Annotated in this window: 11 protein-coding genes; 2 read left to right on the top strand and 9 right to left on the bottom strand. The window is 61.5% G+C overall.

Annotated elements, in window-relative coordinates:
* Positions 1-189 precede the first annotated feature (189 nt).
* A complete protein-coding gene (locus tag ACP2YO_RS26430) occupies positions 190-1617 on the bottom strand; it encodes a PLP-dependent aminotransferase family protein (protein ID WP_426434103.1) in 1428 nt (475 codons plus the stop codon).
* Positions 1618-1764: 147 nt separating this feature from the next.
* Between ACP2YO_RS26430 and ACP2YO_RS26425 the strand changes: the two genes are divergently transcribed.
* Both ACP2YO_RS26425 and ACP2YO_RS26420 read left to right on the top strand, forming a co-directional pair.
* Positions 1765-2961, top strand: coding sequence for a pyridoxal phosphate-dependent aminotransferase (locus ACP2YO_RS26425; protein ID WP_426434102.1), 1197 nt, complete (start codon positions 1765-1767; stop codon positions 2959-2961).
* 36 nt (positions 2962-2997) lie between these two features.
* On the top strand, positions 2998-3717 hold the full coding sequence (locus ACP2YO_RS26420) for a transporter substrate-binding domain-containing protein (protein ID WP_426434101.1): 720 nt from the start codon (positions 2998-3000) through the stop codon (positions 3715-3717).
* Between the two features lie 959 nt (positions 3718-4676).
* Here ACP2YO_RS26420 and ACP2YO_RS26415 read toward each other — a convergent pair.
* The 8 genes from ACP2YO_RS26415 to ACP2YO_RS26380 all read right to left on the bottom strand — a co-directional run bounded on the left by ACP2YO_RS26415 (position 4677) and on the right by ACP2YO_RS26380 (position 14362).
* A complete protein-coding gene (locus tag ACP2YO_RS26415; RefSeq protein WP_426434100.1) occupies positions 4677-6215 on the bottom strand; it encodes a TniQ family protein in 1539 nt (512 codons plus the stop codon).
* A 1-nt stretch (position 6216) separates the two neighbouring features.
* Positions 6217-7326, bottom strand: coding sequence for a TniB family NTP-binding protein (locus tag ACP2YO_RS26410; RefSeq protein WP_426434099.1), 1110 nt, complete (start codon positions 7324-7326; stop codon positions 6217-6219).
* Complete coding sequence (locus tag ACP2YO_RS26405; protein WP_426434098.1) at positions 7323-7610, bottom strand: Mu transposase C-terminal domain-containing protein; 288 nt, start codon at positions 7608-7610, stop codon at positions 7323-7325. Before ACP2YO_RS26405 ends, ACP2YO_RS26410 begins: the two co-directional genes overlap by 4 nt.
* Positions 7607-9781, bottom strand: a complete 2175-nt coding sequence (locus tag ACP2YO_RS26400; RefSeq protein ID WP_426434097.1) for a hypothetical protein — start codon at positions 9779-9781, stop codon at positions 7607-7609. Before ACP2YO_RS26400 ends, ACP2YO_RS26405 begins: the two co-directional genes overlap by 4 nt.
* Positions 9778-10641 carry a TnsA endonuclease N-terminal domain-containing protein gene (locus tag ACP2YO_RS26395; RefSeq protein WP_426434096.1) on the bottom strand — a complete coding sequence of 288 codons (864 nt, stop codon included), beginning with the start codon at positions 10639-10641 and terminating at the stop codon, positions 9778-9780. Before ACP2YO_RS26395 ends, ACP2YO_RS26400 begins: the two co-directional genes overlap by 4 nt.
* A 375-nt stretch (positions 10642-11016) precedes the next feature.
* Positions 11017-11697, bottom strand: coding sequence for a hypothetical protein (locus ACP2YO_RS26390; protein WP_426434095.1), 681 nt, complete (start codon positions 11695-11697; stop codon positions 11017-11019).
* A 329-nt stretch (positions 11698-12026) separates the two neighbouring features.
* The gene (locus ACP2YO_RS26385) at positions 12027-13853 is read right to left on the bottom strand and encodes an AAA family ATPase (protein WP_426434094.1); all 1827 of its coding nucleotides are present in this window, start codon (positions 13851-13853) and stop codon (positions 12027-12029) included.
* A 92-nt stretch (positions 13854-13945) separates the two neighbouring features.
* Positions 13946-14362, bottom strand: a complete 417-nt coding sequence (locus ACP2YO_RS26380) for a hypothetical protein (RefSeq protein WP_426434093.1) — start codon at positions 14360-14362, stop codon at positions 13946-13948.
* Between the last annotated feature and the right edge of the window lie 106 nt (positions 14363-14468).

The following is a 14468-nucleotide window of genomic DNA, read 5'->3' as shown; positions in this document are numbered from 1 at the left end:
AGGCAACTTGACACGTCAGGCAAATCAGCGATATTCTTCTAATATTCCGAAATACTGCGAGCGCCGCCCTCGATAGCCGCAGGATGGGTGCAGCGAAGCGATACCCATCAACTCTTGCGCAACAAGCGATGGGCATCGCTTCGCTCCACCCGTGCTACGGGCTGACCGCACCAATCGCCAGGGCTTGGCTCACATCAATTCGCATGCGAGCCGGCCCAGACGACGGATGCCGTCCTCAATGCGATCGTTCCAGCCATGCCCGGCGCTCAGGCGCAAGCAATTGCGAAAGCGCCGGCTGGCTGAGAAGACATCGCCAGGCGCAAAGCAGATGCCTTGATCGATCGCCGCGTCGAAAAGCCCGCGTAAGTCAAAACCTCCCGGCAACTCGAGCCAGAGGACGAAACCGCCGGCTGGTCGGCTCATCTTCGTCTCGGTTGGGAAGCTCGCCGCGATCGCTCTTGCCATCTGCGCAAGGTTGTCCTGAAAGAGGCGGCGAACGCTCCGCAGGTGTGCGTCATAGGCGCCGCTGGCCAGGAACTCCGCGAGCGCGACCTGGGGCAAGACGGCACCACAGAGGCTGAAGGCAAGTTTGCGTTCGACCACGCGCCGCGTGCGGGCGCCGGCCGCGACCCAGCCGACCCGGTAGCCGGGCGCCAGGCTCTTCGAGAAGGAACTGCAATAGATCGTGTTGGCGCCGCCATCGAGCGCGATGAAGGGCTTCGGCCTCTCGCGGCCGAAATAGAGGTCGCCATAGACATCGTCCTCGATGAGCGGGACATCGTGCCGCGCAAGCACGGCAAGGAGCGCCCGCTTGTCGGCTTCGGCCATCATCGAGCCGAGCGGGTTGTTGAAGCATGAGGACAGCGCGCAGGCGGCCACCCGTTCCGTGTCGAGCAACTGCGCGACCGCCTCGATGTCGATGCCGTGGACGGGATCAACCGGCAGTTCCAAGGCCTTCAGTCCGAGCACTTCGAGCGTGTGGAGCAGACCCATGTAGGTAGGAGCCTCCACGGCGATCGTGTCTCCTGGCTTGGCCACCGCCGAGAGGGCAAGCGTCAGCGCCTCGGTGCAGCCGCTCGTGATCACAATGTCGTCGGGCGACAGCATGTGCCCGACGCGCATCGCCCGTTTGGCGATCTCGCCGCGCAGGATCAACTCCCCCTGCGGAGGACCATAGACATTGTGTTGCGTGCCGTGTCGGCGCGCCGCGCGCGAGAGCATCAGGTCGAGCCGCTTCGATGCCAGCAAGTCCCCGTCGGGCACGGCGCAGCCGAAAGGCATGAATGCGCGGTTCGACGAATGCTGCAGCAGCGCTGCGACCGCGCCGCTGATCGAGACCGCCGAAGCCTTCGCGGAACGAGGCGAGGTGGATGGCAGGCCGAGCATGCCGCGTTGCACCGCCGCGACGTAGAAGCCGGACTGCGGCCGGGCGACCAGGACGCCGCGATCCTCCAGCGTCCGATAGGTCTGCAAGGCTGTCGAGATGCTGACACCGTGCTGCTTGCTCAGTGCACGTACCGAAGGGACACGGGTGCCCTGTGCAAGTGTCCCGTTGCCGATCATGCCTGTGATCAGATCGGCCAGTTGTTCGTATCGATAGGTCGACGGGGCGTCCATGAGAACTCGCAAAAAGGGGATACACCAGCATAGCGCCGTCCGGCTGATCTTCAACAGACTGTGCTGGTCCGAATAGGCAAATACTGTGTCTGTTATGGTGATGCCTTGAGTCTTATGAATGCACCCGCCAACCTGTGGGAGAGTCCCATGAATACGCACCATGGCGGCCCTACGCGGACGCTCCCATCCGATGATGATCTGCCGTCCCGCGACTGGCGTGGACGCTTCCCTTACAACGAGATCATCACGCTGCTCGACGTGAACCGTCCCCACAACCTCGCGGAGAGCACCTCGCAGGATCTAACCGTCGGCGAGGTCCTGGACCTCGCCGGGCTCGATTCCCTCCGCGACCTGAAGCTCGGCTACGGAAAATCCGCCGGTGCGCCCGATCTGCGCGAAGCCATAGCCAACGCATGCAAGCTCCCGGCGGATCACATCGTCACCACGCAGGGCACTGCGCTCGGCATCTTTCTTCTCGCGCTCGAGCTCTGCCGGGCCGGCGATGAGGCGGTTCTCGTGACGCCCTGCTTCCCGCCCAGCCGCGATAGCCTGGTCGGCGCCGGCGCGATCGTCCGTGAAGTCGCACTATCGTTCGAGGGCGGCTATCGGCTCGATCTCGATCGCGTGGAGGCCAGCCTGTCATCGAAGACGAAGCTGGTCAGTGTCGCGTCGCCGCAGAACCCGAGCGGGGTCCAGACGCCTCGTGCCGTTGTTGAGAAGCTGCTGGCGCTGATGGAGAAGCGGTCACCGCAAGCGTTGCTCTTCATCGACGAAACCTATCGGGAGGCGACCTATGGTGACACGCCCGCGGCCGACAGCTTCGCCGGGCTCGATCCGCGTATCGTCACCGGCGCGTCGATTTCGAAGGCGCTTGGTGCGCCAGGACTGCGGACAGGCTGGCTCACGGTGGCCGACGCCGATCTCCTTGCGCGATTGACCGTCGCCAAGATGAACACCGTGATTTCGGGCTCGGTGCTCGACGAGACGCTGGCGGCGGCACTGTTGCGCAATCGGGAGCAAGTGCTTGCGCCGAGACGCAAGCTGCTGGCCAGCGCCATCGCGGAGCTGGCAAGCTGGTGCGAGGCCGAGCGCGACCGCATCGAATGGGTGCGGCCGGATGCCGGCGCGTTGTGTTGCCTGCGCCTTCGCTCCGAAGCCCTCGACGATGCCGCGGTCTCGCGCTTCTGGCGGCTGTTGCCTCGCCATGACCTGCAGCTCGCCTCTGGAACCTGGTTCGGCGAGAGCGACCGAGTCTTCCGGCTCGGGTTCGGCTACCTGCCGCCGGACCGTCTCGGGCCAGCGCTCTCCGCACTCTCGTCAGCGCTCGATGCCGCCGCTGTCTAACGCCTGATCATTCAACACCCGATCGCGAGCGAAGCCATGAAAGTCAGAATTGCCTATATCGAAGAGCCGCCATTTTACTGGACCGGAGACGATGGACGCCCGACCGGCGCCGACATCGAACTGGCGGAGGTTGTGCTGCGCGCGATCGGCGTATCTTCGATCGACTATCACCGGACGTCGTTCGCGGAATTCCTGCCTGGCGTGCAGGAAGGGCACTGGGACATGAATGTGCCGATTTTCATCACGCCGGTACGCAATCTGCAGGTGGATTTCAGCGTGCCGGTCTGGACAATCGGCGACGGGTTCCTCGTCCGGTCGGGCAATCCGAAGGCGTTGACGAGCTACCAGGCTGTGGCGGCGCGCAGCGATGCGCGACTGGGGCTTATCCCGGCCCAGGTGCAGGTCGATTCCGCGAAGGCTGCAGGCGTCCGGGATGATCAGATCGTGCTTTTCAAGGATCAACCTGAGGCCATCGCCGCGATGATGGCGGGAAGGATCGACGCCTTTGCTGCTACCGCGCTCGGCAACCGTACCGCAGCCGCCGCCAATCCCGCGCTGGGCGCGGTGGATGTCGATGCGGGCAAATCAGGAGCCGAACTGATCGGCGGTTTCTCGTTCAGCAAAAGCAGTCCCAATCTGCTCCAGGCGGTAAACGCAGAGCTCCGCCGCTATCTCGGCACCCCGGATCATCGGGCGCGCGTCGCGAAATATGGCCTTACGCCGGCGGAGATCGACGGCGTGATCGCGAGGGAGTAGCCTCGATCGATAGCCTTCACGACGCCTGGCGAGCCGGGAAATTATGGTGGAACAAAAGAGAGGCGGTCGTTGCAGTTCGGTGACGCCGTGCGAATCATTGGGGACAACGATCCCGAGCAACGCGGCTCATACAGCATGATGCGGGCGACGATGCCCGAGCATCAATTGAGTGCACTGTCACCGTAATTCCAGGCCAGGGGCCCAGCCCTCTCACGGGTTGCCATTCTGGTCGACCTCTGCCCAGCGTGGAGAGGTCGATTTGCGCAGGCGGGGCAGGGGCTGTCGACACCGCGACGTTACGATACAAAAGCGGATTGATTTCCGCAGCCGGAAGCGGTGATGACGTTCAGGTCCAGGTAGTTGAGTGCACTGTCACCGTAATTCCCCAAAACGCTTAAACCCAAGATGCAAAATAGCCCTGTCACAGAAATTAGCGTGTCTCACTCACGGGGTGCAGTCCAGCACTGTCACCGTAATTCTATCAATGGATGTTCAGCTTGTTCTTCCTAAGCCAACTAACCAGCGCATCGTATGCTTCAATAGCGTCGGTCTCAGCCATGCTTTGCCTCCGATCGATCTAAAGTTGTACAGTAGCGCAGAAAACACGCAGCAAAAAGGGCGGCCTTTCGGTCGCCCTTTGGCGGATGCCCAAGTCAAGCCCGGCATGACAGTCCTTGTTGTTGCGCATCACAAAAGCCACCGTTGGCATGCCAGAAAACCTCAGCAAAACCGTCACATCGCACCCCAAAAGATTTCCGTATGCACCCCAATTCGATGTTGGAGCCGGGGGTTCGCACCCCAAATGTATGTAACTCGATCGCGATTATACACGCATGAGTGGCACACTTGTGTGCCGGCGGAAGTGCGCGTGTGTGCACGACCGCTCCTACGCGGCGCTCGGCCAACTGACTTGATACAGGGGCGATCAAGGCGGCATGGGGTGCCGAGCTCAATTGATACTATTCGCGCTTGGAATGGGCTGCGGCCGCCCCGATTTTGACTTTATATTCGAGAACATCAGCGCATTTGACGAGCGCGCTTTTGAAATTGCGTCGTTTACCGCAAATGCCGAGCACCGAGATTTCGCGTCGGCCTATCGCGCAGACGAGCACTGTGGCGGGGATTAGGCAAGTGACGAACGCGTCTGCCACGCAAACTGCGTCGGCCGGTGGGACCTCGAGCGTCGGCGGTTTCCCTAAGAGATCCTCGAACCACATGGCGATCTCTGCCTTGCGAAAAATGTAGCTGTGTTGTCCCCTGAAGCCTCCCGTGACCCACGTGGGGATGAGTCCGCTTCGAACCAGTTTAAGCAGGGCCTTGCGACCTAGCCCGAGATGGTTCTCCAGACCTGAAAGGGTCAAGGACTCCGCGATGTCCCACGCTACGCGCTCGGCGATCGCGCGTTCCACAAGGACCGGAACTCCCTTTTTTTGTTCCGACCGGATCAATCCCTCTATCGTCAGCAGTTTGCGCATCGTTCCGGTCCGAATCTTGGCCATCGACGCCGCTTCTGAAAGAGTCACCGGTCCGGTACTGGGGCGCCCTAGACCATGGAAGGCGCGTCGCGTCACCTGAATCTTGCTCGAGGCGTGTTTGAGCAGTCTCTCGCCCATACGGTGAAAGAGTCTCGCGCCCCCATTGCTCTGGAACCACTGGTAAAACCAACCATACATGCGGGAAAGGGAAGGCGCCGGGTCTGCGGAAATGCTTTGATAGCCCTCGTAAGCGTGCTCCAATGCGATCTCTATGGTTCCTGAGGCAACAAGCTCAAATCCCCGCGCTCGCACATTACGAATCTCCTCGGCACCCGCCAGTTGCGGCCAAGTAGCGCGATAGCCGAATAGGTCGAGCGTGCCTATACGCTTCACCAACTCGGCCGCATAACCAAGAGGCACGCCATCCAAGAGCTCAATGGCGAACTCGCCTGCGCCAACGAAGCGGTCAATGGCCCATCGATCGGGAGCCGTCATCCGTGGATGCGCAGGTTCGATCACGATTTTTCGCACGTCTCCTTCATCGCACTCGCGACATTTGGTGACCGAGCCATCCGCCCAGGAGAGGCCATTTCCGCAACTGCAGCGATCGACTAGCATGCAGGAGTGGGACGGGCAGGTTGACACGAACGACCAATCCCACCAGACGCGATGGTGGCTGGACTCAATCAGGCAGGCCGGGCAGACGCGGCGCACAGACAGGCGCGTCAGATCTGCGTCCGGGCGCAGCACGTGGAAGCCGACGACGGCGCGCGCGTTGTTCTTGTGAATGGTTGCATTGGCCCTGAGTTCTTCGACATCGCAATGCAGTACCGCCGCGAGCTGTTCGAGATCTTTGCCGGTTCTGATGCTGCCGACGTTCAGGCCCGTGAAATGACGGACCTCCTGAGTTCCGCGAAGACCGTTGCACTCGGCCAGTCTCAGGAGGCAGCCGTGCGGCGGCTCGAAGGGCGCCGGCGTGATCCACCTGGGAAGGGGCGAGTAGGATTTGTCGACCGGCGCCATGCTACATTCTCGCACCGAACGCGGTCTTCACCCGCTTCTGAGCGGCCTGCCTGGCGCGACGGTTCTCGGCCTGAACGATGCGGTCCCGGCGGGCCTTCTCCACGATGGCAGGATAATTCGCTGCGGCGTCGCGGCTCATGAGAAAGATGTTCAAGTCGTCGGGAATGCTCTTCTTGACGCGGAGGAAGGACTCCAACGTCGGAACACCGACGCGGCTCGCTCCGATCGAGACCGCATAGGCTGTGACCTGATGAACGAATTTCGCGATGCGGCCGGTGTAGCCGTTGCGCAGGAGCGCGATCCGAAGCACCACATCGTCCTCATCGAGGCAGGAAGGTTCGTCGAACGGAAGCCGCAGATTCAGGTCGGTCATGAATTGCTTCAAGTCCGACCCAGGGGACAGGTCGAGAGCGAAGGGGCCAACGGTGTAGCGCTCCCGCTCGCATTCCTGAACTTGTGGGTTAGCGTCCACCAACTCCATCATGTGCGGCAAACCGCAGCAGATCACGCCGGCGCGTCCGCATTTCGCCACGATCTTGAACACGTCCCCAGCATCGTACGTGCCTTCCGGATCCTTGTACTCGGAAATGTGGTGGCACTCATCGAAAGCCATGATGCGCGTCTGTTGCTCGCGCAGTTGCGTCGTTAGAAGATCGAGGCGGTCCTGCGTGTTCATCCTCTCAGGGATCTTTTTGATGCCCATCGTCGAGAGTACGCTCGCGAAGAGAGCCTTGTACCTCGGCTTTTTGGGAACCTGCACCTTTACGATGGGCCGCAACCAGCCGTTCGGCGTCTTTATCTCGATGGCCCAAAAAGCCGGGTCGGGTCCGAGTGGCTGCACCTCGAAGCCCGCCCGGCCCTCATAGGCTGCGGCAAACTTAGCATGCTTGGCGATGATGAATTCGTCCAGCGCGGTGGTTTTTCCCGCGCGAGTCTCTCCCTGGATGAAAGAGATTTCACCCTCGGGCGTTTCATTCCAGGAGTCCCACAGGTCGCCTATGACCGACATGGCGCGCATCAGGCCCGGCGTGAACGCGACGTATTGACCGATGTGCTGTCGCCGAACGGATCCGGATTTGGCCTTCCATGGAAGGTCTTGTTCGGTACTCATCGGCGTTTTCGCGTATAAAGGTCGAAAGCCAATTCGTCGATCTCGGCTTGCGTGGCCAACCGCTCGAATTCCGCGAGCGGCACCTTAATCCAGGCGGAGCGACCAGGGTGCCACACGAGAACCTGTCTGACGTCTTCGGGATCCGGCTGCTGTACCCGGACCGACGCCGTGCCAAACTGCTCGCGCAGCTGCTGCAGGACCGGCGACTGATACCGGATACCATGGACTACGACCCCGTTGCGGAACAGCCGACGTTCGATCGTCACGTGCTTGGTTTTGGTCATATGTCTGCCTTATGGATTATAGGGCGGTGCCGCCCGGAAAGGGGGGCTGATGGAACGGGCGATGCCGTGCCCCCATTCGGCATCGTCGTCGGTGAAACAGGCGACTCCCGGCGCTCGGGAGAAAATCGCGGCTCGAGCCAGGGGTTCGGCAGAACCTGCTCGCGGTGCGGACCGCGTGCGTCGGGCGGATCCGCTTTGGGCCCGGCTTCGGTAATGACGTGCCCGATTGGCGGACGCTCACTCTCGTCGGGATCGTTACGGGATTGATGCACATGCTCGGTGGGCTTTCGCCCTTCGCTGACGAAACGGGAGACTTTCCTAGCCACGACCTTGTCCTTCGGTGTACTCTCCTCGACGATGTCGAGGATCCTCTGATACGCGCGAGCCATTTTGAGCCCGCGCTCCTCGTCGTAGACGTCGATCTCGCCGAGTTCCTTTTTGATGTGCTCGTACTGAGCGAGGGTGTACTGTTCCACTTCCGTCTCGCTCAAACAGTCGCCCTCGACCCAATCGTTGGTCTCCTCGTCCAGTGCGTAGGCTTTCTTCAAGTCCAACGGATCGATGCGGATCATTACATTCGCGCCGAGGCCGACCCGGTTCAGGAGTGCCGAGAAGGCATTCGAATTCCAGCGGAGCCGGTTGTAACGAATCCCTGCGCGGGAGAGCGTCCGCCTGACGACCAGCCCTGTAATGGGCGCGATGAGTTCAGGGGAGGGGGCGGGAGCCTGTCCGCCGATTTCGAGCCCGCGGAGATACCTGTCGGACGGAGGCTCGTTCGTGGTCGAATGCTTCTGCTGATTGTAGATGTCGACGATCCAGATCGCAGCGATCTTCTTGAGGGCCGACAAAGTCAGAATGGCATTGCCTTCGGAGTTGTACTCACCGCGGTCGATTACGTTCGATCGGGTCGTGCCGGGCAGCAGATGCGTGAGTTCTCGGGTCTGCGTCCGAAACCACGATTCGATCTTCCCCTTCAGATCCCCGCGCGCCCGCGGGAGATCCATCTGTGTCACGTTGAGGACGGCGCACGTCGCCCGCATCGATTCCGACCGGAATTCGCGACCGTTGTCGCCCCACAGTCGAACGCAAGGACCGTATACATCCCATGTGAACTCGAAACCGCCGCCCAGGGACGCGAGGAAACTTTCCTTCGGCATCACGGCCACGCGCAGCGCGGCCATGACGCTCACCCAGCTCGGCGGCGCGAAGCTGATCTCGAACCCGACGATAATGCGGCTGTAGCGATCGATGATCGCGGTCAGATACGCCCGGCCCAGAAGCGCGCCCGTGCCCGCGTGGCGCAGGATCACGTCCATGGGGGTATGGTCGACTTCCCAGTCGGAACTCGAGAAATCGCCCGGCGGCCCGACCCCGAGATTGCGAAATGCGTTGTCTGCCTTCCACTTGTTGAAGCGGTTGGCGATGAGAGCATACGCCTCGCGCTTCACGAGCTCACGCGCGATCGCGTTCTTACCCAGCACTTCCTTGGTGCCGTGTTTGTGCGCCGAAGTCGTCAGGCTTTCGGCGCGTGCCCGGAGGAGAATCCGATCCCGCGCCCGCCGCCACGTGGCGTCTTCAGATCCACGGATGTCGACATTATACATCTCGTCGATGGCGAAATTGATTTCCTCTCGCTCCCAGTCCTCAAGCCGGGACTTCCTGTTGCCCTTCTTGCTGTGGAAATCGACGAGCGCGCGAATGTCGCGGCCAGCGGAAATCCAAGTCACGTACCAGCCGATGACCTGGCGTTTGGTCGGCAACTCGTCGCTCGGAAACGGGTCTTTTGTCTTGTCCTTATCCCCATTGACCCGCTTTATCAGCTCAGGCAGCACCTTGATCTTGTCATGGTACAGGGCTTGAAGATCGTCGATTTCCTTGACGAACGGATACTTCTTGAACGCGCTCTCGACCTCGACCTTCGTGAAGGTGCCGAAGTCGCGGGTCAGCGCCTCTCGAACGTTGGAGGTGAGGGCCTGGTACACGCCTTCGGACGTGAGCTTCATCTGCCGCGTCAACGAGCGGACCGCCTGCGGCGTGTACCGCTGCGGGCGCGCATGCTTGTCGTTCGGGTCGTCCGGCGTGAAGTGCCAGTATCCGTCGGCGAAGCCGCCTACGATATAGCGGCGCCCGAACAGGCGGATGAGACCGCCTAGAATGAACCGCATTTTCATTCGACGCTCCCCTTGCCGGCAGCCGTCTTCGTGATGCTCGAAGCCAGGGAATAGCGGGTGCGCCGATCGATGCGGAGGTGACCAAGGCGCTCGAGGCGGACCGCGAGGCCGAGGGCTTGGATCGGATGGAGCGGCGCAATCAGATAGGCGAACTCTTCGATCGTCAGGGTGTCCGGCGCGGCCGCCATCGCGGAGAGACCAATGACAACGGACGCGTTCGGGACGTGCGCGCCGTTGTGTCGGTGTGCGATCCGGGCGTTGTAAAGCCGCGGCTCGACGCGGATCTCGTCCTCCGTGAGCAGCATGAACGAGCAGCCGCGCTGGGCGCATGCGGTCTCGATCGCGTGGATGCGAGCGCGGGCGAGGGCGGCCTTGGCCGGATCGCGATGATACAGCCACGAGAGGACTTTGACCTCTACAAGAACGTTGCGGGCCGCTTTCTTCACGATGAGGAAGTCGGGCGTCCAACGACGAACGCGGCCGCGTACTTCGATGTCGATCCTGAACGGCTGGGCGACGACATCCGCGTATCCACCGTCGTAGTCGAGCAGGAAGAGAGCGTCGATCTCGAGCATACTGTCGCCGCTGACCAGCTTGCCGTTCAAGCGGGTCATCGGCACGTCGCCGACGTAGTGATCCTGACGGCCGGTCCGGATCTTTCGCGCCTCGGCGCCCTTGATGAGAGGGTGCACCTTTCGACGCCACCTGCTATCGGGATTCGCGCGCCGACGGCCGCGCTTCGCTTTCGCTGCGGCTTTCCCGATGTTTGCGCGATTGTTGGATCGCCGGATGGACAAGGTTTCTCCTTCGCCCGTCGATAGACGTGCGTTCTCGGGCGACGCGCAAAACGTCGCTTGCAAAGCGCGAGAGTTTCGGAGAGAATCCTTCTGTTGTCGGTCGGACTCTTCCGCCTGGAATATCGAGATCGGAGAACGGGAGCTGACTGCTAATCAGTTTCCGTTCTCCGGTGTACTACGCGAGATGTGCCATTCGACCTCCGTACGTTCGGCAACCAGCTTGACTCTCCGGGGCGGGACTGGGCCAGCGGAATCTGAAAAAGCGCTGTCCGGTGAATCGCTTAGAAAATATTTGGCTTGATTTTTTCTCCGATCTCCTGTCGGTCGCGAACGTGGCCGCATCAATCGATGGTTTGAACCGCGCTGCGAGGCCGCGGTGATTGGGTTGATCGAGGTCGGGGTGCTGTCCTTGCTTGCCTCACCGAATGGCCGGCCGCGCTATGCCACGCGCGAAGATTTCGCTTGATTTGCAAAATCTGTTGACGGCACGCCTCCAGGAAGCGGCCCGATCAACAAATCGTGCGCGGAAAACTTCGATCCGCCGGACCGGGCTAGACACCCGCGCCCAGGTGGTCCGGCGCGACCCCGTCCGGCCTCGTAACCGAACTCCGAACGGCACCTGATGACGGTGTCGGCGCCGACGGGTCTAGAAGCCAGATCGTCGAGCTCAACCAGATCGGCGCAAGCCATCGCGAAAGCAGCCGCCATCGATCTGCGCGGAATTCGGACGGCCGAAATCAGATCGCCCAAGGTCATAGGACCCTCGACGGCCAGCGCGTGGAGCATTTGGAAACGGAGGCCGTTCGATACGCGGCGTTCTTTGTACGACCAGATCAGGCGGTCGTTGGAGAACAGCGGTTCTCGATAGAGTTCACGTCTGGTGAGGATGAGCGCGGGCAGGTGGCGGCGGTACGGCTCTCCCTCGTCTTGGTCGACGCCGTATTCAAAGCGGCCGTCGTCACGGACGACGATAGTAGCTTTCGGCGTGCCAGCGGACGCAGGATCCGGCGAACTCTCGATCGCACGTATCGTCGGATCGAGACTTGCCCTGATCAGAGCATCACGCGATGCGATGTCGTCGACCCTGATCGGTCGCGACGTTTTCGCCGAGGTGAACAACACCGGTAACGTGGGCGGATGCGACATGACAAGAGTTCTCCGTCTACAGCTAGATGAATTCGGCAGTGCGCGCTGCAGCCGCGGCGCGTTCGACGAGTGTCCATACGGATTGATGCCGGTCGTGATGCTCGACGCGGCATCCGCCGGCCCGGGCAGGACTACCGGTCAGATAATTGGCGGCCTCAAGGACCTCGACCCGGTAGTTCGAGACGCGTGCCAGATCAGAGTCGTTCGATATCCTGAGCAAACCTATAATACGTCTCGCCGGCTCGAAGCCTCCAGGGATTATCTCCACAGTCACGCGAAGCATCTAAACCTCCAACATTCGACTACGATTTCGAGCTCGGCGAACGGCTATTGTCCTCGAACAAAAGCCGGATCGTTTCACCAGACAGATAACGCGTCTCGGCGAGCGCATCCGCGACTGCCAGGATCGCGCGCCGATTGCGCTGGACGAGCCGGACGGCCTTCTTCTCCAAGCGAACAAGATCGGCCTCGACGCGCCGGCGCAGGGACTTGTCGCGCGAAACGGCCTTGAGGGCGCTCTTCTGGTCGGACGTGAAGGTCAACTCGCCGCCGAAACCTGACGCATGTAGGGATGCGATCAGCCGCGTGGCGACCGCTTTGTCGCTCTGCCGATCAAGTCCGCTGCCCACGGATGCTTCTCCGATCAGCAGGCGCTCGGCGACGCTTCCGCACAAGGTCGTGACGACGCGGGCCTCGAAGTCGCTTGGAGTCGGCAAGTCGTTGTCGTCATGGTCTGTCATCGTCCGTCCGGCCGCGCCGCCGTGCGTGCGGACGATGATGCCGCGTAGCTTGCCGCAACCCAGGACGAGGATACCGATGGCATGGGCGGCCTCATGCACGCAGATGCGACGCAACCTCGTCGGCGGCATCTTCTCGTCCGGAAGCGCGACCGCCATCACGTCATCGGCGCGCAGAGCACGCTCCTCGCGTCGAGCTATCCGGCGCGCATCGCGTGCAACCGACATCAGCTCGGCGCCCGTCGATCCCTGCAATAGCCGTCCCAGTTCCGCTATGTCGGCCCCGCTGAGCTCCGGCATATGGTGACCGAGAATACTGTTGGTGCCGGCGAGGTCCGGCCGGCGAATCTCGATCGATCTCTCGAACCGGCCCGGGCGAAGCAACGCGGAGTCAACACGGTTGATGTAATTTGTAGTTGCAATAAAGATGATCGGCAAGTTTCGCGCGAAATCCAGCTTGACCATAAAATTTGTAACTACAGGTAGCCACCAGTCACGACCTCGCGCGTCAAGCGTGGCGCGGTTTGGAAGAGCGTCTAGTTCATCCAGCACGGTGACACAGCAGCCGGCGGAAGCCGCGCGCGCAAACACGGAATTCGTCGCTTGGACGACGCCTCCCAGCGCTCCATCAGAATTTCCGAAGAGATCAGCTATAGAAAAAATGAAAATGGGAAGATTGAGGTATTTAGCTACCATTTTGGCGAAAGTGGTCTTCCCCGTGCCTGTTTCTCCAAACACAACCAGAGCGCGTGAAAGTTGCGTCCAGCTACTTAAGCGTCCAGCACGATAGTCAGCCACGTCTTGTGCGAGGTCCATTGCCCACAAGCGCGCAGCTCCGTACTCAAATGCCGTCTGCATCGAAGGCAGGCGCTCGCCGCCGTCGGGCTCGATGAGCCGTTCGGTGGCGCGCGCGATCCGATTGATGATCTGGCGAGATGTGGAACCAGGGCGGAACGCGGCGATCAGATCATGGAAGTCCAATCCGATGCCGATCGCCGGAGGCAGTTCTGTGGGCACGTTCTTACCGAGATGGCTTTCCAGAGCCCTCCGCAGGACCGCAGCATTCGGCGCCGGCAACCGCACCGTATGATCCGCGCTCGTCGTCAGCGCAGTCGGAAGGATGTCGGGCGATGCGGCGATGCCGATCACCGGCCGCCCTTCCGCTAGAAGGCTCGATACGGTCGAGTTTCCAACCGAACTCTTGTGCTCGAACCTGAGCGAGCCGTCGCGAGCGAATATGTGCCAGCGGTCTCCGAAGCGCTGCTTCCAGTATGCCTGAAGGGAGGCTACCCAGGCCGCGGTCGGTGCGATCAAGACAAGAGCGATCGCCGCCTTTCCGTCGAGAGCACGTCTCAAGGGCGGAGTCAGGATTTCTTCGAATGCGGCATTCATGATCGCATCCGCGGGTCGCCGCTTGTCGTGCGAAGGCATTTCGAGACTCTCCGGAACTTCGACTTCCTCGATGGGACGCAGGTCTCGGAAACTCACTCGCGCAGCCTCGTCATGGTCCTTGGACCGAGCGGCGCCGAGACCAAATCCAGTTCGACGAGATCGGCGCACGCGAGAGCCATCACTGCCGTCGCCGGATCGCGGTTGCTCCGCAGGCGATTCAATAGATCGGCAAGCGGCATCGCGCCGTCGTCCGTCAGCGCGCCGAGGATCTGCAACCGGAGGCCGATTTCGATCGGGCGACCGGCATATTCCCAGACGGTCCTCGCGTTCGTGCGGCGTGGCTCGCGGATGATGTCGGACTCCGTTCGGACCAGTGGACGAAGCCCGAGTTCGAGGAGTGCCTGCGCGACGATCAAGCGATGGGCTATGGACTGGCGGGGCCTGGCTTCGACGACGTCCAAAGAGTAGCGGATGCCGTCGCGTACGATCGCGATGGCGTCGACTTTCATCGTCGCAGGCGCGGTCCGGATCTCCGACAGGTATTCGATCGAGCGAACTGTCGGGTCGAGCGCCGCTTGTACAAGCGCATCTCTCACGAGATGATGGCGCAGCGGG

It is taken from the genome of Bradyrhizobium genosp. P (assembly GCF_049949265.1).
Lineage (GTDB): Bacteria > Pseudomonadota > Alphaproteobacteria > Rhizobiales > Xanthobacteraceae > Bradyrhizobium.
Note: the sequence above shows the minus strand (reverse complement) of the source record. Positions and strands in the feature narration are given on the sequence as shown.